The following is a 25061-nucleotide window of genomic DNA, read 5'->3' as shown; positions in this document are numbered from 1 at the left end:
GGCAGCGGACTGAACATCGTCCGGCCAAAGATCCGACGCAATTAAAATTAGTCCTTTCTCTAATCGGCGCGCCATAATAGACCACGTCATTAAAAAATCCAAAGTAATGCGACGCTTAATTTCCACAAGCCATTGTTTTCCTGATGCATCTTCAACTATAAAATCTACTCGTCGCTTACCAGAGGTAAGAACCCCCCTTTCGATTACTGAATATCCGCGGGATACCAAAAGTGCTTCGGCAGCTTCCTCAAGTTCCTTTCCCGCAAGAGGCCGGGTCCGGGGGAGCGGACGAAGGTATGTAAAAGTACGACCTCGCGGGGTTTTCTGCACCCGAGCCACTAAATTGCGTTCTACCAATTCTTGCAATGCACGCCGCACCGTCCGAGGATCCATTTGAAGAATTTTGGCTATGGTTGAGAGACTATGCCACGATTCGCCAGTCCAATTATTGGAATGCATGCCGATATATAAGTATACCCGCAGGGCCGGAGCCGAGAGTTCTTTAATCAGAGGAAGAAAATCTTGATACAATGCGAAGAACCCAGCTTCTTTCCGTATAAGATCAGATCTCCATTGGCGATAATCTCTACGATATTTTTCTTGTACTTCATCCCATTTTATCGTCATTTTTAACCCTCCTAACTATACATTTTAAATTAAATTAACAAAATAATATATTAAAACTATACGAAAAAAAACCGCATTCTTTAGCAAAATTTATTGACAAACCAATACCGAATTGGTTATAATATCCAGTGGTTGAATCTACGAAAAAACCCCCTCGCTGGCACGAGGGGGTGGTCGCCATAAAAATATGATGATCGTCCTTCATTTTATCGGCGGCCCTCGTGGATGTCTATAGCAAAATACTACGGCGGCACTTTCAACCAGTCCGCTACGGGGGTCTAACTTCATGGCATCACACCGAATTGATCAGAACACCATCGAAACCGATCATTGGCGTTTTGAATGGTCACCACCAGGTAACCTTATAATCAAATCGAAGACAGGGGATTGCTCCCATACGTATCAAATTCAAGGCGATCCCCATTTCTATATGGATGGGATTCCTCAATTTGACTTCCCTCAAGCAAATTGCACCTTTGTCTTTACCGACGGAACCGTCTTAGTGGCTCAAGCCCCTGCAGATAATCAGCAACTTCGTGATTGCCATATCTTCGCTGCTGACGGTAAGCACTATCCTCTAGGACAAGCCTCTCAGTTCGATGAGCAAGTCGGGTGGCTATTTGTTCAGCAGGAAAAGCATTGTGAATTTTATTGCACGGCGTACACGCCCATTAAAAATAACGTTGGGCAGTCGACCGTTCCTATCAAATATCAAACCTTCTAGACACAAGAATCCAACCCGGCGACAGAATATCGCCGGGTTGGCTCTCGACTTGTATGGATCACTCTAACGTATTTTAATCTAGCTGTTTAGTAGACATTATCTAAGGAGGCTCAACCCGTGAACTTCCCACAATTCACGAAGACAATCGTTACAATGAACACCCAAGGAAAGCCTTATGTCATCAGTTATACAGAATCCTCCCCATTTTATGGCATGTGTGCACCAATCCCCTCAACTGTCAGTATGCCACAAGCATTGCCGTTCAATATGTTTACTGGAGCATCTGTTCAAGACGTGCTTGAACAAGCCACAAAATGGATTGGGTAAAATTTCGCTAACGCCGCCCGTGTATGGCATACAGGGCGTCTACCCCTTACATGCACAAATCCGCTACCAGTAAAGCTCGCGAGAAACTGCCTATCAGCTAATTTCTTTATCGTCACAATCGAACAGTCGATTGGCCGCTGAATCCCAAAGACACCGCAATTAGCAAGTCGGATACCTGAAACTAACTTCTCACCAGCTCTATACTAAGGTCCCTCAACACCTGATCCAATACCGCTTCTAACAATCGTTTAGCAGTTACTTGCTCGCTATCAACTATAGCGGACTTTCATTTTAATCGCCGCTATTGCCGATGGCGTCGAACTCGGGCACGACTAGCATACTCTGGTATGCAGTAGTGTTGGCATTTTTGTCGTTGCAACAAATAGCCAGTGACACTGCTCGTCCTCACATTGACGATATCGCTCGATTTGCCCAAAAATCCGCCCAAAATTTTACGCAACGTAGGAGAGCTAGCCACCGTGGTTCAAATGGCGCCTCATGACTCGAAACCGGCACTAAGAAAGGACAGACAAGCGTCAGCCGCTCATTTACAGTGCTTGCTAACAAGACCGGCATCTTAGGCGATCACATCTGGTATTGCCTGACCCGATCCGACTTCCCTTGGTGCCTATGTGATTGATATACTCGAATTCCTGTCGCTCCGTTCCATCGAAAAACGAAACTAATCAAGAAACGCAGGGCTCAGTAGAGCCAGTTCCAGGAGCCGGATCGTCATTGCTTGGATACTGGTACCGAAGCGCGTGGCGAGTTTTCGGATGGGCTCGTCGTCCGACCAGTCGATACCATGTTTGTCAAGGTCAGCGAACTCTTGAGCGACCCTGTCTGCGGGCATCAATAATTCCGCAGCAAAGCGGTTCGCACGAACTTCAGCGAGTTGGTAAGCAGATGGCGTTCCGCCAGCCCCTTTGCGAAAACTCACATGGACGGGCCGAATATTCTTGTCGACCCATATAGGCTTGACCTCGTCCAACAAATAGTGGCCGATTTCATGAGCGATGGTAAACCGCTGCCGAGGTTTCGATTGAGCGGAATTAATGGCCATGAACACTTGATCTCCATTGCGTACCAGCATTCCAGACAAATCCAGATTTTCGACAAAGTGTGTCTTAAGAATCTCAATGTTCAGTTTCTCTTTGGCGATTTTCTCTACATCTATAGGCAGCTGAAAGTCTTCAATCAGTGCTTTGACCGCAACCGTAATAGCGTGGGATTTCATGTATTTTCCCTTCTTTGTAAGCGTTGGCCTACCGTTCGTTCAAAAAAGGCTAATTCATCCTTCTGAAGGACGCCAGTTTTCACTTGAACAAGCGGCGAAGATTCATCAAAGGCTGGAAGCAAGTCAGCTACAGGAACGTTAAAAACCATCGCTAATTGATAAAGAGTGTGGATCATAACTTTTTGACGTCCTTGCTCAATGTTTACGATCGAAGTTCGGGTGAGATTGACTTGTTCTGCTAATTGACCCTGCGTAAGGCCGTGAGATTCTCGCAATTCCCGGATTCGATGCCCGATACGCGGATACATCCAGTCCATTTTTGGCCCCCCTTTGTATCTAATTGTGACTTAGAATGAAGGAAGAAGTCAACAAGACAAACATGTTTGCATATCATACATAATAATTCTAAATTAGTTTTTATTATTGACACAAAGAAAATAGCATTGTATCCTATATCAAATGCAAAAAGGAGGTTTCACCTGTGAAGTCAAACTCATCGCCGTTTTCATTGATTCTTGGTGTTTTAGCACTGGCAGCACTGGTGGTATTCACCGGGGAAGACTTGGAACGGTTTTTTACGGATGTTCAACGTGAGCGAGAACATCCATCACTAGCAAATGCCGCTAGAACGGTCGGCGCCTTTGCTCGGCTTGTTAAAGATGGAATCGGGTGGTCTGAAGTCTAGAGCTAGTGTTCGATATGTTGTATCGAATGAAGGAGGTGTTGGCTTGATAAAATTTCAAGGGGCCAAGATTACCGAGCAAGGGGTAACATTTGGAATCGTTGTAGTACAGCCGCATGTCCTTAACAATACTCAGGCACGGAGCCAAATGCAAAGTTTTGGGCACCGTGTATTCGGCTTAATATCGATCGTACTCATGGCACAAATTCCTGGTGGCCAGCTGCAGTTTTTCGGGAGGCAGGATATCGTGGGGTCCCTGGCTAACGTACCGCTCGCAGCCATCCCGTTGGCCCAGTATAACCTTTCATGTTGATGACCGTTGTTCAGTTAATCTCACCGAATTGGAAGTCGATCAGGATTATGACATTTCAAACGAGTCAGCTGTAAGAGGAAACGGAAACACCTGCACAAACGATAAGTCATAAGCCGCTTGAGTAAGGCGACGAAAGACCGACGGAGCCGCATAATACCAGACTTCGGTATATTCCCGATGGCGGGCGCGTATTGCCGAAAGATCGACTGCAAACGTGTTGCACTTTTCCCCGTAAGTTCTACTTCTAACGCCACGACCCGATTATCCATGCATAACACACCATCCGGTAAATGAGACCGTTCCCCCCGCGGCAGGCCTTGAGCATAGAGCGCCGCCACTAATTCCCGTTCGGTTTGCACCGTAGCCTTGGATACTGTTGTCCAATCACATATTCGCAGTGATATCCTAGTGTAGTGAATAGTTTATCATCATCATTTATCCTAGCATATATTGCTCTGCTGGTGCCATCGCCTCACGTAAAGCGGCTTCCATAAACCGTTGTTGATCTTGCTCTTGCATGATCAGCTGTTGTTCCAGTGCATCACAGACAGCCATTAGTTCGTCGACCTTGGCCACGATGCGGTGTTGTTCAGATAGAGGAGGAAGCGGGCACGGATATTTAAGAATCTTTGTTTTAGAGATATTGGGCTGTGCCCCGCCTTCACTTTTACCACGCAAACGATTTCGTTGTGACAAAAGATAAATAAAAAGGTATCGAGTCGATATACCTTCATAAGGTGTGCAACCGCAAACTGCCTGATTTGTAACGGCGAACTCACCTAAAATAGCTAATTTACCTATAGTTGCCCCATACATTGCAAGTAAAAGATCCCCTGGCTTGTTCAGGCGAAACGATAGACGGTCTATAGCTAATTGAGTAACGGTCTCTTCAGATCCTGTTAAACCAATAGTGTCATTGAGCTCCCCACTCTTCAGCCATGTAATGCCGCCACCATAGTAGGATGATTCAGAACGTGGAGGGGTAGTTCCAGCACCCCAATCTCCAACATCGCCTAACGTAACCCATCGCCATGAATCTGGAAGGACATATGGGAGCTCTCCAGAAAATGAATTCTCTGCTTGAAATGGTATCACATCGTTTTCCACCAACTTCCCCCGCACCGCCAAATCCAAAATCGTCCGGCGCAATTGTTGCACATGCTCCCGCCGCACTGTCAAGTCGGCAAAGTTGCGTAGATAAAAGTGCACCGTGTCCACAAATGCTCGATCCTTCTGTTCCTTCTCGACCAGCGTGTGTAAAACAGCCATCACCGTCCGGTCTCGTTGGGTTTCCCGTTCCTGTTGACGTGCTTCGAGTTCGTCGCAAACGGCCATTAGTTCGTCGACCTTGGCCACGATGCGGTGTTGTTCTTGCAACGGAGGCAAAGGAATAGGTAAATTCTTAAATGCTCGATCATTAATTGCCGGATAGGCCTGCCCTCGCATCTGTTCTTCTACCAATTTCACAAAATATGGGCTCCTTAAAACCAACCACAAAAATCGAGGCAATGTAAACCCTATTCCACTTAGCACCACGAACGCCGTACTCGCAATCGCTGGCGGATTATAATCACGGTCTATCACCGCTACGTTCAGCAAATACGGTCGCACCGTAGCATAAATAACGTCCCCGGACTGAACAATTCGCCGAGCTCGAGAAGGAGCCTCATTCGGTTTAAGAATTTGCGGGTTTTCTACCACCCCGCGAGCAGAATCAATGGCACTCACATCGATATATGTAAAATCTCTATCCGGAACTTTTTGTCCATGATTCGCGGTAATATCGCCAATAGTGTACCATTGCCATGTCAAGGGCAACTCATAGGGTCCCTCCATAGTATTTTCCCCAGTTGGTAATCGTGGATAAGTTCTCCCGTCCGTAGGATCCTGTTCCACCAATCGCCCCCGCACCGCCAAGTCCAAGATAAACCGACGTAATCGCGGAACGGCATCCGGCGCTTCCGCAATCCGATCGAACTGAGCGATTAAAAGGTCCGCATTCAACGCAACAACGCCTCCTTCAGCAAAGCCTTCAGCTGTTCACGCACTTGACGGGCACGCGCTTCTTGATCCTGAAAGGAGGCCAGCAATTCTTGCGGATCTCCTAAATCTTCGTCGACCCTATGAGGATTCTTAAAGTCTAAGTTATAGTTGCGTGCTTTGACCTCGTCAATCGTGACTTTCCAGGCCTCTGGGGTCTCTTCTCGGTGATCCCACCAATCCAGACAGGGCTGAAAATGCTCAAAACGAATCGGTTTAGTCATCGAGTACGCCTTTTGCCCTTCGGGCACACGATGCTCGTAAAACCAAATTTCTTGCGTCGGCGGGCCTTTTTCCAAAAACAACAGGTTCGTGCCGATTGACGCATACGGTTTGAACACACTGTTCGGCAGTCGCACAATCGTGTGCACGTTGCACTCGGTCAGCAAATGCTCTTTAAGACGCGTTTTGACCCCTTCACCAAAGAGAAACCCATCCGGCAACACAATGGCGGCCCGCCCTCCGGATTTTAATAGCCGAACCAACAAGGCCAAAAACAGATCCGCCGTTTCTTTAGTGCGGAATTGCTGCGGAAAGTTGCTTTCAATGCCGTCTTCTTCATTGCCGCCAAAAGGTGGATTGGTAAGAATAATGTCGACGCGATCGGTTGCCTCCCAACTGATGTAGGGACGGGCCAAGGTATTGTCGTGTTGCACAAACGACGGGTCGTCGATATTGTGCAACAGCATATTGGTCACACATAGCAAATACGGCAGCGGCTTCTTTTCCACCGCCCGCAAGCTCTGTTGCATCATCCGTTCGTCCTCGGGCGTCTTCACGTAGCGGTCGCGCATATGTCGCATGGCGGAGGTCAAGAAGCCACCCGTCCCACACGCAAAATCCAGCACGATTTCGCCGGGTTTCGGATCCATGCGATTGGCCATAAATTCCGTCACAGCCCGAGGTGTATAGTACTCACCGGCGTTTCCAGCACTCTGCAACTCATTCAGCAGTTGCTCGTAAATCACCCCAAAATCTTGCCGTTCGGTAAAATTATTAAAGTCGATCGTTTGAATTTTATTAATCACTTGCCGCAACAACTGACCGGATTTCATGTAATTGTAAGTGTCTTCAAAGACATCCCGCACCATCCGCGACCGTCCGGTATCGGCCGGCAGCGCCTTTAACGCCGGAAAAAGCTCATTATTGACAAAGTTCAGAAGCGCATCTCCTGTCAATCCTTCCGGATCCGCCGCCCAGGCCCGCCATTGTAGGTGAGGGGGAATCGGAGACACATAGTCGTCCTGTAGGAGTTCGAGTTCCTGATCCTGGTCATCGATAATTTTTAGGAAAAAGAGCCAGGCTAACTGCGCCAGCCGCTGCGCATCGCCATCGACTCCCACATCCTTCCGCATAATATCTTGAATCACCTTGACGGTGTTACGTACATTCATCGAGCGTTATCCAACCTCCGCATAAAGTGCCTTTTGTAATGCCTGAACCGCCTTTTCAAAAGCATCTCGCCCACCAAATGATTTGACCAATCCTACGGGTGTCCCCATCTGGGCAAACGGCTTAATGCGTAAGACCGCTGGATCCGTAAAATCAATTAAGCCATCGTCTTCATATTTCTGCAATAACGCTTCCAGCACCGCTCGTGCTTGAGGGCCATATTGTGTCAGGATGGCTGCCTGACGCGCCCGTTGGGCCCGTTCATGGCGCGTCACGGGTGGCATGCCAAAGGCCAAATGACACACCAAATCGAAAGGATCCAGGCCTTTTCCAATGACTTCCGCAACCTGGTCCAATGGTAAACCCGCTTCCACAATTTCGTCTAACACGGCTTGTTTGCGCGCTGCAGCGTTCCAGCGCTGTAAAAACCGATCAAGACTCCCAAACTCTTTCAATAACGTCCTCCGGGAATAATCCCGGAGACTCTCCGTCACCAAATTCCCTTGATTGTCCAAGTAACGGACTTGCTCCAGAACTACGTCCACCGGACCACCGCAGATATGATAGCGTGTCTGTCCGGTGTCTGTTGATGAATCGTCTTCAAATTCCCCATAATCTTCATCCGGCGGTATCACCGGATCTTCCCCATGGGGTTCGTAAACCTGAATTGGTGGCCCGTCAAAATCCGGATCAAAAAAGTGATTCGTTGCACCGCGAAAATCCATAATGGTAAAGTAGAACTTACTGCTCGACTCATGAATTCGTGTACCGCGACCGATAATTTGTTTAAATTCCGTCATGCTCCCGACTTCGCGATCCAGCACGATGAGACGACAGGTTTGCACATCGACGCCTGTTGAAAGCAGGCGAGAGGTGGTAACTAGGACTGGTGTCAGCGACTCTGGATCAATAAACGCATCCAGCTGTTTTTGTCCGTCGGGATCATCCCCGGTGATCCGCATGATATAGTGCGGGTACTGATTGATGAGGTCTTGATTCAGATTGACCAGAGCCCGCCGCATCCGTTCGGCATGATCCGTATCCACGCAGAAGATGATAGTCTTTTGAAACCGATCGCCGCTGTCTTTTAAATATTGCGTGATGGTTGCCGCCACGCGCTCGGTCCGCTTGTCAATGACGAGCGTGCGATCGAAATCCCGTTGGGTATAAAGACGTTCTGCAATCTCTTGCCCCGCTAAATCATGTTCACCCGCACGAGGCTGATAGCCCTCAATATCCACATCCAAATGGACGCGGACCACTTTATAGGGAGCTAAAAACCCGTCGTCTATCCCTTGCTTCAACGAATACGTGTACACGGGATCGCCGAAATATTGGATATTCGAGACATATTCGGTTTCCTTCGGGGTTGCGGTCAATCCAATCTGCGTCGCTTCCGTAAAGTACTCAAGAATTTCTCGCCACGCCGAATCTTCAGCGGCGCTACCCCGATGACACTCATCGATTATTACCAGATCAAAAAATCCCGGTGACAATTCCCGATAGACTTTCTGACGGTCTTCGGGACCCGTAAGCGATTGATAGAGGGCCAAATACACCTCATAGGCGGTATCGACGCGTCGTTCCCTTTCCGCCATCGTCTCGCGAGCAATCGTACCGGTCCCCGTGTTCAGTTTGGCCATCACCCCTTGAAACGGTCGAAAATCATTGACCATGGTTTGATCCACCAAGACATTGCGATCGGCTAAAAACAATACCCGATGCACCAACCCACTTTGTCGCAGCCTCCAGATAATCTGAAAAGCAGTTTGCGTCTTCCCTGTTCCCGTCGCCATAACCAGCAGCACCCGTTTTTGCCCCCGAGCAATGGCCTCGACAGCCCGGTTGACCGCCACCCGTTGATAGTACCGAGGCTCCTTCGTCCCCCCATAGGGCTGTAGCACCGCCGATTCGACCGTCGCCGTCCATCCCCGTGCAGCCCGATAACGCGTCCACAATTCTTTCGGCGACGGAAACTCCGTCAATGCCAACCAGCGCTCCCGTACAGAAGACTGTCCCGTCCGATCATGAAAGATAAAACCATCGCCATTAGACGAAAAAACAAACGGGATATCTAATATTTCTGCATACTCTAATGCCTGCTGCATCCCCGCCCCGACTTCATGCGTGTTATCTTTCGCTTCCACGATAGCCAAAGGGAGATTGGGCCGATAATGCAACACATAATCGGCCCGTTTTGGTTTGCCCCGCATAGCCACCTTGCCGCGAATGATTAACCGCCCCTGCGTAAAGGTCCACTCTTCTCGAATTTGCTCTGGGGACCACCCGGCTTGTTGAATAGCCGGTGTAATAAATTGGGTACGAATTTCTTGTTCGGACAAAGTCTTTTTATTCATCGTCCTATAACAATCCTTTCCCCGATGACCAGCTCCCCTTCCGCACCATCCACAGTACATTATGTCGTTGTACGGAAGAGTTCGTCCAACTGCCGTAGTTCTTGTGTAAGGATTCGCTGAGCTTCTGTATACACCTCTTCAGCCTGGTGGACACGTCGCGTCATCTCCTGCGGTGACACGATCTCAACAGGGTCCACCACATATTCGCCAGGTACCAGACGAAAGTCATGGGCCGCAATCTCTCCAACGGATACGGTTCGGGCAAACCCAGGAACCGATTCTTGCTGACGTATCGCCTGAACAATTCGCGCCACCACACTCTCATCTAATCCTCGCCGGCGTTCCGGAGTCACAACGGACGCATCCACCATACGAATGCGTTGCCGACGTTCAACGGGTTTTTGCGGACGAAAGATTAGCAACGCCACGGGCAAGCCGGTGAGAGTTAATGATCCTCCCGGCAGCATCACAATAGCATCCAGTACATCGGCCTGGATCACATTACGCCGAATCTCCTGTTCATAGCCGGAGCGAAATAAGACTCCCGGCGGCATCAAGACCAGACCCATACCGGATTTTTGGAGGCTGGCTAGCACGTGCTGTAAAAACCCGTAATCGGCTCGACGCCCTTTCAAGGGACCGTACCGGAACCGTTGATAAGGATCCGGCCCCCACTCGACCTCTCGCATCAGCCCCCAGGGCGGATCCGCTATCACGTAATCAAAAACTTGGACCCGCTGGCCATCTTCCGAGACAAACTGAGGGGCTGTCAGCACATCCCCCTGCGCCAATTGAAAGCGCGTCATCCCATGCAGTAGAAGATTCCACGTACACATGTATAATGCATGGAACGACACATCCTGGCCGTAACACATAAGGGTCTCGGGATCTCCGCTTCCCGATCCAACCACTACTAGCGTTCCACCCACTCCACACGTCGGATCATAAAGGCTTCCCGTTGATCGAATATCTTGAACCAGAAATGCCGCGATCAGCTCATTCACCCACGAAGGAGTTGGGCGTCCCACTCCCCATCGAGCCGATTTACGATCCATCACCATAGTGACTTGACGACCCAATGTTACCCAATCACCAACTTCCGTAACAGTCAAGTCTACGGTATCAATAAGGAGCATCAGTTGCCCCACAACATCTTCGGGAGCAAACCAAGCCGGATCAGCATAAGCCAACCACTGTAACGAGAGATTTTTTTGGGCGATAGCCTCAAGAGCATCCATGATTGCACGATTTAAATGAGACGCCTGTTTAATCGTCGCCCAATAAGCCGGATCCGACAGCTGATACCCTCGTGCAGCCAACCACGCCGCCGAATCGGTAAACATCTTCAACCCCATCAGCGTCAATAACCGCGGAACAATAGACTCAACCGGTTCACGCAGCATCAACTGTTCTGCTCTCCCCAACATCTCACGAATCTCGTAGTCGGGACTCATGACAACCCTCCTTGCAGTAATTGCCCAACATAGGACTCAACCTGTTGCCCCCGCTCTGCCAATAACACCTCCATCGCAGTCTGATAGCGCTCGAAGGCCCGAAATACCATACCCATCTGTCTTTGAACTTCATCCGACACCAAAGGAATCGCGAATTTCTTCAACTGCGATAACTTTAAAGACGGAACACCACTGCTGGAAAAATGAGACCGAATAGTTCGATTAAAAGAGACCGATCGCAACAAGCCTACCAAAAAAAATGGATCAACATCCTTTATCAAGGTTAACACCGCAAAATTGGAATTCACCACAACTCCCGCCGTATCCGCACCCACCACCGATGCTTTCAACGGAAAGCCCCGGAGAGATACGATAATCTGTCCCTCCCGAACACGAAACCGATCCATTTTCTCAGCAATCAACTCTTCTTCGATAAATTCCCCACGTAATTCCAACGCCATTAAATTGTGAATCCGAACAACCCTCTCAATTTGCCCCTTGTCACCAGGCTGTGTTTTGAGATAAATCCCCTGAAAGATATCAGCTAACGCGTCTAAAAAAATCATCTGTGACTTCATAGACCCAATATACACTAAGATAAAAAGTTTTTCAACACTAAAAAAATATTAAAAAAAACTGTTGAAATAGTTTTAATCCTACTATAATATAAATAAAAAATAGGAGGTTACCCTATGTTTAACGCAACCCCCCATGCCATTCAGCGATTTACGGAACGCTTTGCCGGAAATCTCTCCATGACAAGAGTCCAAAAGCGACTCGAAAAGATTGCAGCCCAAGCGCATTACGTACGGGACGTTCCGGGACACGCAAAACTTTATGTCACCAAACATATTGCCCTCATAGTCAAAAACCGCAACATTCTAACCGTCTATCCTCGGTCTTCTAGAACCAGCTTGCAATAACACAAAGCTTCACCAAACCAGACGTTCATACAGTAAACTCACTCTGTACTGCAACATCCATCAAAAACCCTCTACATGTCCTAAATAACTAAGAATCACACCCAATCCATCCCACAAATTAATAACTAGAAATCTTATCCTATTCAATTCAATGCCAGATGTTATTGCAATAAACAAGCCTACATCCTCTAAATAACCCCCGTTTGCGACCATTACATTGTTCGTTAGCACCTCCGAGATTCTCACATAACCCACATTATTTTCTCAGGTTCCCTTGCTTAAGTGATAAATATATAACGCACACAAACACTGTCCAGAATGCTAGTTTCAAAATTTAAGTATCCAGCAACTCTAGTTACAAATACTGTATTCTGAAAATCACAAGCCAAAAAACAGGCTACGCCACCATACAAGAGCACGGACCCTGAACACCTAGCCATTCAGCAGGCGATAAGCCTCTCCGACGGAACAGCCCAGGGCTGCCGCAATCGCTCGATAGCTCTTGCCGGCGTTCCGCAGTTGTGTCGCTTGCACCCGTCGAGCCCGCGCCTGCGCCTCATAGTCTGCCCGGGTTTGCTTGACCTCGCCGCTTTGTCGTTTACGTTGGCTTTCGGCCTCCCGATGTCGGCGTCGCTTTTCCTCGGGGCCAATGAGCACTCGCATGTGCCGTTGTTCCTCCGGCGTGATCTTGAGCCATTCCAGAATGGTTTGCGTTTTGAAGGCATAGCGCGGATCAACCGCCTTACCGTTCCATTCCAGGGCCTGCCCTTGGGCGGCCATCCGCGACCGCTTAAAAATCGCCTGCAGCCGCGCGGCGGCCTCCCGTTCATCCCATCCTCCGACTTGTTTGGCGAGCGCCCACGCTTCCCGCATAAGCACTTCGGGAGGGGTCAGCCAGCTCATCGCGTTCACGGCTAGAAATAACCAGAGGTCTCGTTGTCCAGGAGGCAGGACGCCCCACCACCGTTGTTCCAGGAGCGTCTGGAGGTCACTCAGACGAGCCTCCCAGAGCGAGGCAATAGAAAACCTTTGACTGGCCCAATTATCGTCTTTACGGGGTCTTTCTGCGTGTCTGAGGGCTCGTTGTACGCGCAGGTCTGAAAGTTCTCCGCGATGAAGCGGGAGAATAACGTCAGCGAGCGCCTCGAAGTTCCACACGTCCCCCGTTGGCGTCAATGCGCGCACCAATTGACCATTTTTAGCATTTTCTGTACCAATCAAGCGGAGTACCCGGGCTGCATCTAAGGCTGCCCGATCGGCTCCCAGCGTCTTGAACCCTGCATAAATCTGGCGTTGGCACGCATTCCATCGCGGTAACGCGGGACGTGGAATAGGCGTGTGGATCCACACCAATGCTAATCCTCGTCCGGTCGCAATCACCAACGTCGGGCGCGGGAGGTGAATCTCTTCGAGCACATCCTTGGCGAGCTCCCAGATCTCCTCCGGAGACTTCCCCTGCCATTGTGACATCTTGTGGTAGTCTAAGTCCGTCCAGAGCGCCCCTAGCTGCCAGAGATGGGCGATACGTCGTGCGCCCTTAAACCGATTTTGCGTGAGATAGGCATCCGGAGTTCCCGCGATCTCTCGCAACGCCCATGGCAAATCCAGCGGTTTCAGAATGGTCTCGTGCCACTGCCCATGTATGCGCTGAGCGAGCGTGACGAGTCCGTGATATCCGTCAGCGGAAGGATGGAGCAACGTTGCGTGGACGTCCGGGGTCTCAATATAGGCCCCCTTGCGCCACGCGGCGTGTTCTGGTAATGTCATGCTCACAGATTCGCTCCTTTCGGAGAGGTGCCGTTCGGTGGCCACTTACGGAAGTAGCGCATAAATTCATCCTTTCGAGAAACGGCGGGTGCTGGGGAGCATGGCGCCGTTTTCTCTGTTCTTTGAACGCACGAAAAAGTCTGCCGCGGTTCTCGCGCCAGACTGCCACAATTTGCCTTTTTTCCTCCGCTTGTCCGGAATTAATGGCTGTGTTAGCCTATCCTTAGGCGCGGAGACGGCTGGGGTCTGGGTCGGAGACTCCGCCGTGGAGCCGGGGGGCGGTGTTGCGAGCACCGCCTTTCTGTAACTCCACATTGCGAAATACTTTTCACCATGATAGCGGGTTTGAAGATGGCTTGTCTAGCGGTTGGATTGTTTCTCTCGTCCCGACTCCTCCCCACGAAAGTCTGGCTCTCAGATGCATGTGCTTGTGTGCCGAGTCATCCCTATCGATACGGTAAGCATAGGATGCTTAAGGTGTTTACCGTTTACGGTAGACAGTCCACCGTAAACGGTTTAGACCCTCGGCTTTCCTCCATCCTTCTCCGCAAGCTCTTTATGGTTCATCGCGGCGAAAAAAGCCTCCAAGGCTTGGGTAATCACCGCGGACCGACTTTGCCCCTGCTGGTCGCAATACTGCACTAATTGCGCCCAGAGCGTATTGGGGCAATAAAACGTGCGCCGGCGATGTGTTGCCTCCCACGTCAACACCTCCGCCGCCGCGTCCGGAGCCCGCTCGCCCACCAGGGGGGAGCTATCTGCGGGGGGCGGGGACGGTGCGGTTATGCGAAACAGTTTGTCGACCCCGACCTCAGTGAGGGTGGGACGTTTCTTAGACGCCATACAGTGCGAGCACCTCCTGGACCAATTGTTGATAGCCGACCGCCCCGGGAATCCCCGGCGCATAGGCCACGACCGGCGTTCCTGTCATCGCCGCCTCTTCAAAGCGGACGGATCGGGCAATTACCGCCTCAAACACGCGAATACCTTGCGGCGGAAAGAGCCGCCGCAATTGTTGCATCACATCGTGATGATGCGCGATGCGCCGGTCATACATCGTGCCCACCAAACCTAAAATCGTTAAGGCGGGGTTAATCTGCGCCCGGACGCCCTGAATACTCCGTAAGAGCAACTGCAAGCCCCGAAGACTCAAGTAATTGGTACCGACCGGAATGAGCACGGCATCCGCGGCGGCCAGGGCATTAATGGTGAGAATGCCCAAGGTGGGCGGGCAATCAATCACCACAAAATCCACTGGTAGGGACACCGATTGCAACGCCCGTTTCAATGCAAACTCCCGCGCAGCCTGTGCGTTCAAATCCAATTCCGCCGCCGCCAAATCTAAATTGGCGGGAACCAGCCATAAGCCCGTGGTCTCCACCGGTAACGGATCCATCGGGTGATGCTGGGGATGATCGGGCGGCAGCACCATCGCCTCGTAGATGGTATGCCCCGTCTGCGCATCGGGATCAAAGCCGAAGGACAGCGTTAAGCTGCCTTGGGGGTCGAGATCCACGGCTAAACAGGAATGCCCGGCCATGCTGAACCCCCAGGCCAGATTCGCCACCGTCGCAGTTTTGCCCACGCCCCCTTTTTGATTCACCACGGCAATAATAGGCCCCACGGGTTTCCCTCCTCTTGAGGGTTATTGTTGGGGCAAACAGTCCCGAACGTCAACCGTTGACCGTATACCGTCCACGGTCAACGGTCCACCATGCTAATAGCAAACTACTAGGATCCGACCCGATATGGAATGCCACGGATGCATCGTGGTTGCCTGTCATTCACGAACACCGTAACACCGTCTCTAGCGACGATGGTTCGACGCAAATTGTTTGCCGCGATTTATGGGAGAGGAACCGTAGAGCCGCTTATCACGCACAGTCCCAATATGAGGATCGTGCGAAATCACTATAGCGAGGTTCACCCCATATAGTGCGTTCCCAAGACACTTAAAGTGCGATCAGCCGCTATGTCAAGTGCGTTGGCACAGGGTGTATAGTGCGTTTGCCAACCACATGTAGTCCGTTGGGATTTTCTACCATGTTTAATAAACGTTGCTGTCATGCGCTATGGCGCGGTTGACGGCATCTGTAAAATATATACCCCCTTTTTCTCATTTTCCGTATACCCTTCGGGATTTGACCTGTTTCGATTTAACTCCTACTCGCGAACGTTCAAATAAGTCCTCTAGGAGGTTCTCACAGGAATAATGCACGGTGCTATTGGGGGTGGTTACCCATGGCTTCGATTTATCGAACGGAGACGTTCACCGTCGTCACAAGCACGTCCTAACGGGCTATCAAAAATAAGGTGAGTTTGCGCGCCAAAAGAGGTGAACTGTCTCACGAAAAGAGATTAGCCTTCTCGCAAAAAGAGATGAACTTTCTCGCAAAATGCGGTGAGCTTTCTCACGAAAAGAGGTTAACTACTTAATTTCTCAAATACTCCCCATCGCTTGCTACGCTGGGAGTTCGGCCTTTTGATTTATAGGTCAATTATATACCTCCTTCCTCTAATTTCCCCGTCCACCCTTTGGGACTTGACCCGTTTCAATTTAACTTTTACCCACAAAAGTTCACAAGTTCTCAAGAAGATTTTTCTGATGAAAGGTATTCAATAATGCACACGCCACGACAGTCGAAAACCGTGCGGATGTTCCCATCAACGGCCAGCGCGTGATCCAACCGCAAGATTTATGGAGTTTGATTCGCCAGCCGGCTTATCATGGACACCAATAAAATTCCGTTTAACTTTTTTGGGTATTTGTTATCTAATAACTCATCAATTTGGGTCTCTCTCACCACGTCTTCTGAAGAACTTTACCGCGTTATAGGCTTTGTTATATTCTCCGTTTGCGCGCCTTATATTCTCACTTTGCGATGCTTATATTCTCGCTTTGCGCGCCTTATATTCTCAGGTCGCGTCGCTTACATTCTTAGTTTGCGCATCTTATATTCTCACAGTAAAACTTTTCCAGAAAACAGGAATCCCTTATGGATCCTGTGTTTCCGGCATCACAGAAATTTGTAATTATATAGGCTTATTTTTTGCATGGGCTGCTGGACCCCCGTTTGTTTGACCAGCAAATTGACTCATCGTTTTCTCGTTGATTGGCCGATGCGTTTAGAATCCCGCACTTTACGATTTGCCGTTTGTTGCGATCACGCCGTAGCTTGTTAAGGCTCTGGGTGGCTTGAGATGCTATCCCTTTGCGGTATTTTCGTGTCCTGTGTGTTGAGGGGCTAAGCGGGTTTCATGCTATTCCAGGAGATTGTCCGTTGACCGTTTACGGTCAACGGTAAACGATCCAACACGCTCATGCAAGCTCTCCCGATAGAAAACGACCAATCCCGCCATTTGTCGCTCCCCCTCGCAACAAATGGCGGGGAAAACGACGTCAAGGAGCGCCGCAAAATGGGGGCTCACTCCCCTCATGAAAAGGTGGAGGATAGCCGTGGGGAATCCGACACTACCCCATCCGCACGGGCACGATCTTCCCCCTAGCGGAGGCAGATCCCCCCAAAGAGCACCATAATACGCCCAAAAAGCGCTAGCTAGGGAGCGTTGTGAGGCCCGTTGAGGACGTCACCATCCTCCTACAGAACGATGCCCGGGCGTCAGCGAAGTCGCTGATTGATCATGCGAGCGGTGAGGGGGTCAAGTGCGATCGGGACGCGGATAAAGTCCGCTCGGGCTTCCCACGAAGTGCGGTGGCAATCTATGGCAAGAACCCCTGTTAGGGTGGTCAGGAGGAGACCCCGGATATCTCTGATATTCATAATCTTGCATTGTGGTTTAATGGTGGGGGAGGTTCTCCTTGTTTCAAAACGTTTCCCTTAGCACAAGCGGGCCAAACTGCGCAGGCAGAAGAAAGACCGTGTGCTACACACGGTCTAGACGCTAATTTTTGGTGGCTTGGTCAAGTAATTGATGCCCCATTACAATCAGAACTGCTCCCAAAATTCCTGCCAAAATTCTATCACTTGGTGACATGCGCTTTTCCCCCCTTTCTTTTTTCTTGACCCTACCACAAATTTTTCGAGGGTGCTCACGCTCCCGTCCAGCGCAACGTCCCGCTTGCGCCAAGGCTTTTTCTACCGCGTCCGAAAATTGGTGAGAGGCTCCACAGCCGGGCTGATCCGAGCGATTAGCGGGGTCATCGCGCATGCCCCAACCGTTTGGGTTTTTCTCCCCTCCTATGGTTCTATGGTTCTTAAGTGCTAGGTTAAATAAGGTCACTTTGGCCGTCGGAAGAGGTCAACTTTCTCGCCAAAAGAGGTGAACTGTCTCATGAAAAGAGATTAGCCTTCTCGCAGAATGAGGTGAACCTTCTCATAAAATGAGGTAAGGTTCTACCGATGAGGATAGCCCGCAACCCCTTGATCACCCTCCGGTTCCGAGATCGAGGAAACCTGTAAATATATAACCCCCGAGGACGTTGTTTGCCCCCTCTCTCCGTCGCGAAACGGCAAGAAGAATAAACTTTTTGCTGTCGGTGTTCAAAAATCGGACGACCGTCGTTAATGATCTTCCTCGGGATCGATTCGGAGTTGCGATGTCTTATTCCAAACCGTATACCGTCAACGGCCAACAGTATACGGTAAACGGTGAAAGTATTTGGATGAGGAAGCCCTCTATACACCAGAACCCCGTTCATGGTAAAACAAAAGCACATCGTGCGTGGCGCACATATCTTTTAAAAATCGAGGGAATGGGTATGGTGAAAAGAGACGTAAGGAATCCGAATGAGGCGTCGTGGTATTCTCCCGGAGGTGTTTCCATGCGACCGGATACGGAAGCGCATTTAGCGTTACATCGGTTGGCCCAAGCTCTGGCGTCATTACCGGTACTCGATAGCGTGTATGGAATGATGGTGGGCACCACCATGCACGTCTGGGTCGTCTTACATGACCTCAGCCGCCCGTATGAAGAAGCGGTCTTTGATGCGCAAATCGACACGGATCCCGACTTTTGGCTCGTTATTCATTTAACCGATTCCCCCGACACGGTCCCCGCCAACGCGGAAAAAGTGGATATGCCGACCGCCGTATGAGCACGAGGGCCTCCCATGCCACCCAAGTCACGGCCAATGAACAACTGGCCCAGCATTTAGCCACCTTACACAGCGATCCTCAATTAGGGGACACCAGCCGACAGTGGCAGATGACCCTGCTGTTCTACGCCGCTGTTCATTGGGTCGAACATCAGTTTCAGCACAAATCTTATCCGGCCTCCTTCGACCACCAGACCCGCAAAAAGCGTTTACGGCAAATTTGGGTCTCCCAAAAACCGGCTATCCGCGCCTATTTGCTCTTAGAACATTTCTCCCGACGAGCCCGCTATGAAGGCTGGATTCCGACGGATGCCGATCTCCAAGACGCTCAACATTATCTCACCCACGTTAAAACATCTCTCATCTAAATCTCTGGCCATCCTTTTTCTTCTTTTCTTCTGAGGATGCTTGTATCACCATGTCGGGAGCATTTCTGCAGAATACTCCTTACAACGAGGAGCGTGGTGCCCGGGGCAATCGGAGTTTTCGGAGTTTAAGACGTCTTAACGGGATCGTGGCTTCATATTCCACTCGGCGAAGAATAGACGCCCGAATCACGTTCACATCGTCTGACTCCTCCCGGAATAACGTGTCAAACGTCCGCAATATTTTGTGAATACTCGCGAGCCATTTTCGTTTTTGCGGATTGTTCCCCACGAGCAAAACCAAAAATATCAGCGGGGCAATCATAAGGGTGAATTGATATCCCACCAAGCGAAAATCAGCACGATTAAGTTCCAACTTCCGTGACACCCTGCGTAGAAGGTGCAATATATGAATCCATTGATCGCGAGCTTTTAGCCATTCATCCTCAGACTTTGCAGCTGCTTGATCCAACAAGAGGTTAATGGGAATATCTTTTCGAAAAAAGTCTAAGAATCGTCGAATTTCCTTCCGAGTCGGATAGCGTCCCCGTGCCTCTTGTTCCATGATAGAACGAGAAATATCATAAACAATATTTACGTCCGGACGGTCAATGACAAATATATGAAAAAAAGCCTCGAGTTTATCGGCTTCCTGATGACGAGGAGCCATCTTAACAGCTAGACGACTTACCCAGTCTGCCTGATCCTCAGCGGAGGCAGATTTGCCAATATCAGTGACCATAGTCTCACGCAAGACAGCGAGTGCGATAAAGAGCTCGCGGGTAGATAGAATGGCATTCTGTACTTTACTCAAAGGTAAATCAAATCCGTAAAACCATAGCACCATGACGGCGAAGGCTTCACTATGAAATCCCTTCATCACGGGTGCAATGATAGTCACCCGATCGAGCGTGTCAGAGGGCCACTGATAAAGCATTCCTCGCCCACGGCCTTGCCCACGTGGTTGGGGATGAGCAATTAATTCTCGCTTCGCCCAATCACTGAGTACACGACGATTTATTTTGATTCCCTGCTGTCCTGCCAGGTCGATCAATTCCTGAGTGGTGTACATTATGCCTTCATGGTACATCACGTACCTGCTGCTGTCTTGTTGATGAGTTTTGAGACGTTCACCAATTTTACAGCTTACATTGGAGAGCAACAATTCAAAAATTCTGAGATGCTAAGCTTTCATTACACGGGTTTACCGTGATACCAAAAGGGACGAGATCCCTCGGAAAGGGGGCAGTAAAATCCATGGAAAAAACCAAAAATATTGTCGGCGCGGCGGTAGGAGCCGCTATGGGCACAGCAATCGGCGGTCCCATTGGGGCCATTATCGGCTCATGGGTTGGCCACATGGTCGCGACCACGCTATTATAACCCCCACAACTGGAGTCCCTCTCCTCCAAAGAGACGGGACTCCAGCATTCCATTTCGCAACCTTCCATAAAACCGAATACGTTTACCCTATACGGTGTAGTATACAGTCTCAATACTCTGCTCAACCATGCCGGCTTGTAAATTTCAATACCTCCATAACGCCCAAATAATTAATGTCGATATTGTCGATTTCAACATCAACCATCACAACCATAATGTCTTTCACCGTGCCTTAAGACAGAACGGGAGTATTCAACACACATGTTTTGAGTAAGGATAGAATTCTTTTTCTCTTAGACTATCCAGTGGCCGCCTTGATTCGAAGCCCACTCTTTCACATGGTTATAAAGTTGCTCACCATCAGGAGCTGTCGGGTTATCGAGTTGGGATTGATTCAGGTTTCTCACAACTAACGTATGTCGAGGGGGCCCATTTTCATCATAGACAGCCAGCACCAATACGCCCACGTTCGGATTATAGGAATCGGGCACCCATAACGGTGTGAAGTCTCCCAGAGAATAGGGAGGGTACTCTTGTCCGAGTTTTTGGATCAGATCCTGTACTAATTGTGGAAGAGAAACGAAACCTTTGGGCAAGATCGGATGATCCTCACGGTTGGTCTCAACCCCACACTGGCAGCTCGACATGGTTATCTCATGCCATTGTCCATCTTCCCATTTCACATCTATAATGGCCCTCTGGTCACTAAATACATGATTGCCCTGACAAGCACTTGGCGTCATAGGTCCCCTCCTTGGAGTTAATTTGGAAATAATTTCACAACCGACGAAAACTTATTCTACAACCATTGCCGATTTCCCTGCTCTCTGGTAATGTATTCTTGAAAGAATACATTACTTAAAAGGCGGAATGCCGCATGAAAACAACCAATTCTCGCATCCGTCGCCGGATGCAGGCCCGGAAAGAGGCCGCCGCACGGCACACCGAAACGGCTAAGGTCGCCGTAGGGTATGTCCGGGTCTCCACCGAAGAGCAACGCGATGGCGGCCTCAGTCTCGGCGCTCAGCGGGAAGCTATTGAAGCGTTTGCCAAATCCCAAGGCTATCACTTGCTGGACATCATCGAAGATGCCGCGGTCTCGGGGGCCAAAGACCCGGCCAGTCGTCCCGGTTTTGGGCATGTCTTGGAACTGGCCCAAGCGGGAGCCTTCGGGATTTTGCTCGTCTGGAAATTTGACCGCTTGGCCCGACACCTCGCCTATGCCGTCACCACAGCGCAAACCCTGCGCGAACAGTATGCGGTAACATTGCGATCGGTCACGGAACCCATTGAGACCGAAAGCCCGGTCGGGCAAATGATGTTCGGCATCTTCGCCAGCATGGCGGCCATGGAGCGCGAAGAGATTAAGGAACGGACGTTGATGGGCCGCAAGGCCAAAGCCCAGCAAGGCGGCTTCGCCGGCGGCAAAGCGCCCTACGGGTATCGCCGGGACAAGGAAGGCGGGTTGGTCCTGGTCCCCGACGAAGCCGCCATCGTGCGCCAGATTTTTGCCCTCCACAAACAAGGGCTCGGCACCAAAGCCATTGCCCATCGCCTCAATGCCGACGGCGTGCCCACCCGCAGCGGAAAGCCGTGGATTTTTACGACGATTAAAGGCATTCTCGAGAACGCGAAATATGAAGGCCTCGTCGAGTATTACTTTGCCGATGAGGGCCTCCACGTTCGGCAACCGGGTCAACACGAAGCGATTTTACCCCCAAAAGCGTCCAAACGCGCCGGGTAAGGAAGGAGAAGTCACCGTGACCAACGAAGTTACCACTCAAGAAATGCACCGTCTGGAAGACTGGCTTGGGCTCACACTGAATGGCTTCTTGCTGGCAAGTTTAATTGAATTCCTGCGGTACGACGCACACGCCCGCGGACACTACCTGGACGATTCGATATGGCCATCCAAAACCCAGAACCAACCGTTCGAGGGGCCATTTACCCCACAAGCGCTGCGTCTCGTTAACCCGAACACCGCAGCGCCTTTTGTTTTCTTGTCATCGGTTTTGTCTGCTGAGGAACTTAATCATACATGGGTCGGCAAGCAGGTGCGTGAGCGCCAAACACAATTCTTACAGGCAGCACACCGTACCGCTCAGGCCGTTTTTGACCAACATGCTTTTAACTTCCTAGAATGGAACCGCCGACGATTTTTAATTGATTGGAATGGGGATAAGAAAAAAGGCCCCGATGCCCAACGTCTGGCGGATTGGCACGAGCCCCAACGCACAGTATTTTTAGAAACATGGGAGGCGATCCGCCATCGGATTCCATACCAATCTGCGCAATGGCATCGGAAAAAACGTGCATTTTACACCGCCCTCTGGGGAGCGGATGACCGGCATTGGAGGGACAACTTTGGATTCAATGCGCCCCTCTATGATTCCCAGCGCGAAGGGGTTTCGGACTTAGGAGCATCCCTCCGACAATATAACGCCTATGCCCAGGGCTTAGGGAAACCGGGCCTCTGGTTCTTCGCGGATTACTCCGATTTCTGCGAGCCCAATGCGTGGATCACTTGACAATGGAAATTTTCCTGAGTTAAAATGTTGTGGGGGAATTTATGTGTATATCTTGATAAGTGGTGATTGCTGTTGATCGGCGATCGCAGTCGCAAGAGCTGACCTGCGCATTAAAGGCGCGGGCGTTTTTTGTTTTGCGAGAAAGGATGGGATTTTATGAAGTTTATTACCAATCTGCGCCTCGAGAAAGGCTGATCCAAGGCAGAACTCGCGCGGCGCGCAGGCTTCCATCCCAGTCAAATTGGTGTAATAGAGTCTGGACGATTCCTTCCCTATTTTTCGCAACTGGCCAAGTTAGCGAGTGCGCTTGGGGTGAACGCGACCCCGTGAACCCGGCGAACCCCGCCCCATGTTCTTAAGACCGAGAAGCGCGGGTAGCCCTTCGCGGTATGGGCTTGGTTGATCGCACTGAAGCGGCGTTGCAGGGTGCTCACCTTCAACATGGCAGCGTGCGCGGTCAAATAGCGCGCCAGGGTCTCCGCGCTGGCAGGCAAAGATTCGACGCCATACGTGGTACACCAGGCGACGAAATCCTGCCAATCCGCCCGATAGGCTTTCACGGTGTGGGGGGCCTTAGCCTGGGCAATGTATGTCCGCACGTGAGCGTCGAGGGTCTCCGGCGTCACAGGCGTAGGCCGGGTTATAGCAGTGGTCATCAGGGGTGCCTCCGTTTCCAATGGACTAACTTCCGATCCTATTTCCTTATCGGAACTTAGAAAAAAAAGAGTATCATCCCCTCTTGATGTAGTTAATATGCATATAGTAGTATATTTATATATGTATATACTAAGGAGGTTTTAATATGCCGAGACGGACTTTGTATGTTCGCGAGGAAGATCAGGTGATTTGGGAAAAAGCAGAAGCCCTCTCCGATCAGGAAAGTATGTCCGCACTGGTCACGGAGGCACTACGGCGTTTTATCCTCGCTAAAGAACAGGCGGCCGGGACGAGTCCTTATCAGCGGATCGAACTCGAAATCACCGAAATCAATCGCAATGGCATGCCCTATGACCGCAAAGTGGCTTTTACGGGGCGCGAACTGGTGGACGATGGACCCCTTGTCGTCTACGAAACCGCAAAGCATCGGCTGCTCTTTTATCATGAAGAACTGCAACGCTACTGGATTTATCGCACGATTGAACAGGCTATCAAATCCGATGAATTTCCTCCCACCCTCTTAGCCGCAGTAGCCGATGCCCTGGGTCAAGAATGGGTGGAAGAGTGGGACATTTAGCCACAGACGTTGAAAGAAACCCATTCTCTATCTTTTTGACTTTGTAACGACTCTGGGGTGGTTGGAATGAAGACAAGAGATCAACGACACTCTATACCCAATCCCAATTGATCCTGATCGTGGAAAAATTTTGCAAATGGAAAAGTTTTGCAAGATGAATTTTTGTAGTGAATGCAGATTGCGCAGAAGGATTTACCAATATTCTCATTTTGTCATCTCATTGGCCTTATGTAGAGTCGCGCATTGGGTCGGGCTGCCCGGTACTGCATCGTTTAACAGTCCATGCCGCACCCATGCGCAGAACGTCAAGCATGGGACCAATGGACAACACATCTTACGTTGGGTAGCAGATGTCCGTGTTGCAGCAGGCCTTAAAAGCCCACGTTTCTCAAAAATCCGACCGAAAAACCGAGGAAATGGGTGAAATCTCACGAAAGGATGCGCGAGCGAATTTCCACGACGTGTGGGACAACCTCCAGTTAACGAGCTACGATCGGTAATACCCATTAATATTGGGTCACCTGGCATATAGGATCAGGTATGACTATGCCAGGTGAGAGAGACTTTAATCGGATAGGCGGGAAGCCGCCGACCCATTTTTGTCTTCCATAGCAGAAGACGGTAGATGGATAAGCATAACGTGTTCATCGTT

Annotated in this window: 24 protein-coding genes and 2 pseudogenes; 13 read left to right on the top strand and 13 right to left on the bottom strand. The window is 50.2% G+C overall.

What is annotated here, in order from left to right:
• Nucleotides 1-627 (bottom strand): helix-turn-helix domain-containing protein (locus AOA63_RS18715; protein ID WP_139061712.1); only part of this gene is annotated, 627 nt, incomplete at its 3' end.
• A gap of 286 nt (nucleotides 628-913) precedes the next feature.
• Here AOA63_RS18715 and AOA63_RS18710 point away from each other — a divergent pair.
• Nucleotides 914-1351 (top strand): hypothetical protein, encoded by a 438-nt coding sequence (locus AOA63_RS18710; RefSeq protein ID WP_053961259.1) that lies wholly within the window; start codon nucleotides 914-916, stop codon nucleotides 1349-1351.
• 117 nt (nucleotides 1352-1468) lie between these two features.
• On the top strand, nucleotides 1469-1678 hold the full coding sequence (locus AOA63_RS18705; protein WP_053961258.1) for a hypothetical protein: 210 nt from the start codon (nucleotides 1469-1471) through the stop codon (nucleotides 1676-1678).
• Nucleotides 1679-2360: 682 nt separating this feature from the next.
• Here AOA63_RS18705 and AOA63_RS18700 read toward each other — a convergent pair.
• Nucleotides 2361-2915 carry an ImmA/IrrE family metallo-endopeptidase gene (locus tag AOA63_RS18700; protein WP_053961257.1) on the bottom strand — a complete coding sequence of 185 codons (555 nt, stop codon included), beginning with the start codon at nucleotides 2913-2915 and terminating at the stop codon, nucleotides 2361-2363.
• Entirely contained in the window at nucleotides 2912-3232 is a 321-nt protein-coding gene (locus AOA63_RS18695; RefSeq protein WP_053961256.1) for a helix-turn-helix domain-containing protein, read from the bottom strand. The genes AOA63_RS18700 and AOA63_RS18695 overlap by 4 nt, the downstream gene beginning before the upstream one ends.
• 164 nt (nucleotides 3233-3396) lie before the next feature.
• On the opposite strand from AOA63_RS18695, the gene AOA63_RS18690 reads away from it, so the two are divergent.
• Nucleotides 3397-3600, top strand: coding sequence for a hypothetical protein (locus AOA63_RS18690; protein ID WP_053961255.1), 204 nt, complete (start codon nucleotides 3397-3399; stop codon nucleotides 3598-3600).
• Between the two features lie 43 nt (nucleotides 3601-3643).
• Nucleotides 3644-3910 (top strand): hypothetical protein, encoded by a 267-nt coding sequence (locus AOA63_RS18685; RefSeq protein ID WP_053961254.1) that lies wholly within the window; start codon nucleotides 3644-3646, stop codon nucleotides 3908-3910.
• Nucleotides 3911-4345: 435 nt separating this feature from the next.
• Here the strand turns inward: AOA63_RS18685 and AOA63_RS18680 are convergent, their stop codons facing one another.
• Genes AOA63_RS18680 through AOA63_RS18660 form a run of 5 tightly spaced genes read right to left on the bottom strand, consistent with a single transcriptional unit; the run spans nucleotide 4346 to nucleotide 11719 of the window.
• Nucleotides 4346-5914: a restriction endonuclease subunit S gene (locus AOA63_RS18680; RefSeq protein ID WP_053961253.1), complete on the bottom strand. Its 1569-nt coding sequence runs from the start codon at nucleotides 5912-5914 to the stop codon at nucleotides 4346-4348.
• Nucleotides 5911-7344 carry a type I restriction-modification system subunit M gene (locus tag AOA63_RS18675; RefSeq protein ID WP_053961252.1) on the bottom strand — a complete coding sequence of 478 codons (1434 nt, stop codon included), beginning with the start codon at nucleotides 7342-7344 and terminating at the stop codon, nucleotides 5911-5913. Before AOA63_RS18675 ends, AOA63_RS18680 begins: the two co-directional genes overlap by 4 nt.
• A gap of 6 nt (nucleotides 7345-7350) precedes the next feature.
• A complete protein-coding gene (hsdR, locus tag AOA63_RS18670) occupies nucleotides 7351-9699 on the bottom strand; it encodes an EcoAI/FtnUII family type I restriction enzme subunit R (protein ID WP_053961251.1) in 2349 nt (782 codons plus the stop codon).
• Between the two features lie 59 nt (nucleotides 9700-9758).
• Entirely contained in the window at nucleotides 9759-11153 is a 1395-nt protein-coding gene (locus tag AOA63_RS18665; protein ID WP_053961250.1) for an N-6 DNA methylase, read from the bottom strand.
• Nucleotides 11150-11719, bottom strand: a complete 570-nt coding sequence (locus AOA63_RS18660) for a restriction endonuclease subunit S (RefSeq protein WP_053961249.1) — start codon at nucleotides 11717-11719, stop codon at nucleotides 11150-11152. Before AOA63_RS18660 ends, AOA63_RS18665 begins: the two co-directional genes overlap by 4 nt.
• Before the next feature lie 126 nt (nucleotides 11720-11845).
• On the opposite strand from AOA63_RS18660, the gene AOA63_RS18655 reads away from it, so the two are divergent.
• Nucleotides 11846-12076 (top strand): hypothetical protein, encoded by a 231-nt coding sequence (locus AOA63_RS18655; protein ID WP_053961248.1) that lies wholly within the window; start codon nucleotides 11846-11848, stop codon nucleotides 12074-12076.
• A 432-nt stretch (nucleotides 12077-12508) separates the two neighbouring features.
• Here AOA63_RS18655 and AOA63_RS18650 read toward each other — a convergent pair whose 3' ends face one another.
• From AOA63_RS18650 to AOA63_RS18640, 3 genes are all read right to left on the bottom strand, one after another.
• Entirely contained in the window at nucleotides 12509-13849 is a 1341-nt protein-coding gene (locus AOA63_RS18650) for a hypothetical protein (RefSeq protein WP_053961247.1), read from the bottom strand.
• 510 nt (nucleotides 13850-14359) lie between these two features.
• Nucleotides 14360-14686 (bottom strand): hypothetical protein, encoded by a 327-nt coding sequence (locus AOA63_RS18645; protein ID WP_053961246.1) that lies wholly within the window; start codon nucleotides 14684-14686, stop codon nucleotides 14360-14362.
• The gene (locus AOA63_RS18640; RefSeq protein ID WP_053961245.1) at nucleotides 14676-15467 is read right to left on the bottom strand and encodes a ParA family protein; all 792 of its coding nucleotides are present in this window, start codon (nucleotides 15465-15467) and stop codon (nucleotides 14676-14678) included. Before AOA63_RS18640 ends, AOA63_RS18645 begins: the two co-directional genes overlap by 11 nt.
• Nucleotides 15468-18626: 3159 nt before the next feature.
• Between AOA63_RS18640 and AOA63_RS18630 the strand changes: the two genes are divergently transcribed.
• Nucleotides 18627-18899: a hypothetical protein gene (locus AOA63_RS18630; protein WP_053961243.1), complete on the top strand. Its 273-nt coding sequence runs from the start codon at nucleotides 18627-18629 to the stop codon at nucleotides 18897-18899.
• Nucleotides 18896-19267 carry a hypothetical protein gene (locus AOA63_RS18625; RefSeq protein WP_053961242.1) on the top strand — a complete coding sequence of 124 codons (372 nt, stop codon included), beginning with the start codon at nucleotides 18896-18898 and terminating at the stop codon, nucleotides 19265-19267. Before AOA63_RS18630 ends, AOA63_RS18625 begins: the two co-directional genes overlap by 4 nt.
• Before the next feature lie 79 nt (nucleotides 19268-19346).
• Here AOA63_RS18625 and AOA63_RS18620 read toward each other — a convergent pair whose 3' ends face one another.
• Entirely contained in the window at nucleotides 19347-20336 is a 990-nt protein-coding gene (locus tag AOA63_RS18620) for a hypothetical protein (RefSeq protein WP_139061710.1), read from the bottom strand.
• Between the two features lie 185 nt (nucleotides 20337-20521).
• Between AOA63_RS18620 and AOA63_RS20450 the strand changes: the two genes are divergently transcribed.
• Nucleotides 20522-20647 (top strand): hypothetical protein, encoded by a 126-nt coding sequence (locus AOA63_RS20450; RefSeq protein WP_278277088.1) that lies wholly within the window; start codon nucleotides 20522-20524, stop codon nucleotides 20645-20647.
• A gap of 293 nt (nucleotides 20648-20940) precedes the next feature.
• Here AOA63_RS20450 and AOA63_RS18615 read toward each other — a convergent pair whose 3' ends face one another.
• A complete protein-coding gene (locus AOA63_RS18615) occupies nucleotides 20941-21390 on the bottom strand; it encodes a hypothetical protein (protein WP_053961240.1) in 450 nt (149 codons plus the stop codon).
• Between the two features lie 134 nt (nucleotides 21391-21524).
• Here AOA63_RS18615 and AOA63_RS18610 point away from each other — a divergent pair, with 134 nt between their 5' ends.
• From AOA63_RS18610 to AOA63_RS20305, 5 genes and pseudogenes are all read left to right on the top strand, one after another.
• Nucleotides 21525-22391: a recombinase family protein gene (locus AOA63_RS18610; protein ID WP_053961239.1), complete on the top strand. Its 867-nt coding sequence runs from the start codon at nucleotides 21525-21527 to the stop codon at nucleotides 22389-22391.
• A 16-nt stretch (nucleotides 22392-22407) separates the two neighbouring features.
• Nucleotides 22408-23175: a hypothetical protein gene (locus AOA63_RS18605; RefSeq protein WP_053961238.1), complete on the top strand. Its 768-nt coding sequence runs from the start codon at nucleotides 22408-22410 to the stop codon at nucleotides 23173-23175.
• Nucleotides 23176-23382: 207 nt separating this feature from the next.
• Nucleotides 23383-23505 (top strand): annotated as a pseudogene (locus AOA63_RS20645) (helix-turn-helix domain-containing protein); the annotation flags it as partial.
• A 472-nt stretch (nucleotides 23506-23977) separates the two neighbouring features.
• Nucleotides 23978-24409, top strand: a complete 432-nt coding sequence (locus AOA63_RS18595) for a hypothetical protein (protein WP_053961236.1) — start codon at nucleotides 23978-23980, stop codon at nucleotides 24407-24409.
• Between the two features lie 268 nt (nucleotides 24410-24677).
• Nucleotides 24678-24831 (top strand): annotated as a pseudogene (locus tag AOA63_RS20305) (IS256 family transposase); the annotation flags it as partial.
• Between the last annotated feature and the right edge of the window lie 230 nt (nucleotides 24832-25061).

The sequence above is a fragment of the Sulfobacillus thermosulfidooxidans genome, assembly GCF_001280565.1.
GTDB lineage: Bacteria > Bacillota > Sulfobacillia > Sulfobacillales > Sulfobacillaceae > Sulfobacillus > Sulfobacillus thermosulfidooxidans_A.
The sequence above is the reverse complement of the archived record's forward strand: the minus strand, read 5'-3'. Positions and strand labels throughout refer to the sequence as shown.

Coding starts and splice junctions, on each gene's coding strand:
- AOA63_RS18660 (WP_053961249.1), bottom strand. CDS start 11,719: ATGATTTTTTTAGACGCGTTAGCTGATATCTTTCAGGGGATTTATCTC.
- AOA63_RS18695 (WP_053961256.1), bottom strand. CDS start 3,232: ATGGACTGGATGTATCCGCGTATCGGGCATCGAATCCGGGAATTGCGA.
- AOA63_RS18620 (WP_139061710.1), bottom strand. CDS start 20,336: ATGTACACCACTCAGGAATTGATCGACCTGGCAGGACAGCAGGGAATC.
- AOA63_RS18610 (WP_053961239.1), top strand. CDS start 21,525: ATGAAAACAACCAATTCTCGCATCCGTCGCCGGATGCAGGCCCGGAAA.
- AOA63_RS18700 (WP_053961257.1), bottom strand. CDS start 2,915: ATGAAATCCCACGCTATTACGGTTGCGGTCAAAGCACTGATTGAAGAC.
- AOA63_RS18675 (WP_053961252.1), bottom strand. CDS start 7,344: ATGAATGTACGTAACACCGTCAAGGTGATTCAAGATATTATGCGGAAG.
- AOA63_RS18710 (WP_053961259.1), top strand. CDS start 914: ATGGCATCACACCGAATTGATCAGAACACCATCGAAACCGATCATTGG.
- AOA63_RS18595 (WP_053961236.1), top strand. CDS start 23,978: ATGCCGAGACGGACTTTGTATGTTCGCGAGGAAGATCAGGTGATTTGG.
- AOA63_RS18645 (WP_053961246.1), bottom strand. CDS start 14,686: ATGGCGTCTAAGAAACGTCCCACCCTCACTGAGGTCGGGGTCGACAAA.
- AOA63_RS20450 (WP_278277088.1), top strand. CDS start 20,522: ATGGAAAAAACCAAAAATATTGTCGGCGCGGCGGTAGGAGCCGCTATG.
- AOA63_RS18625 (WP_053961242.1), top strand. CDS start 18,896: ATGAGCACGAGGGCCTCCCATGCCACCCAAGTCACGGCCAATGAACAA.
- AOA63_RS18655 (WP_053961248.1), top strand. CDS start 11,846: ATGTTTAACGCAACCCCCCATGCCATTCAGCGATTTACGGAACGCTTT.
- AOA63_RS18665 (WP_053961250.1), bottom strand. CDS start 11,153: ATGAGTCCCGACTACGAGATTCGTGAGATGTTGGGGAGAGCAGAACAG.
- AOA63_RS18615 (WP_053961240.1), bottom strand. CDS start 21,390: ATGACGCCAAGTGCTTGTCAGGGCAATCATGTATTTAGTGACCAGAGG.
- AOA63_RS18630 (WP_053961243.1), top strand. CDS start 18,627: ATGCGACCGGATACGGAAGCGCATTTAGCGTTACATCGGTTGGCCCAA.
- hsdR (WP_053961251.1), bottom strand. CDS start 9,699: ATGAATAAAAAGACTTTGTCCGAACAAGAAATTCGTACCCAATTTATT.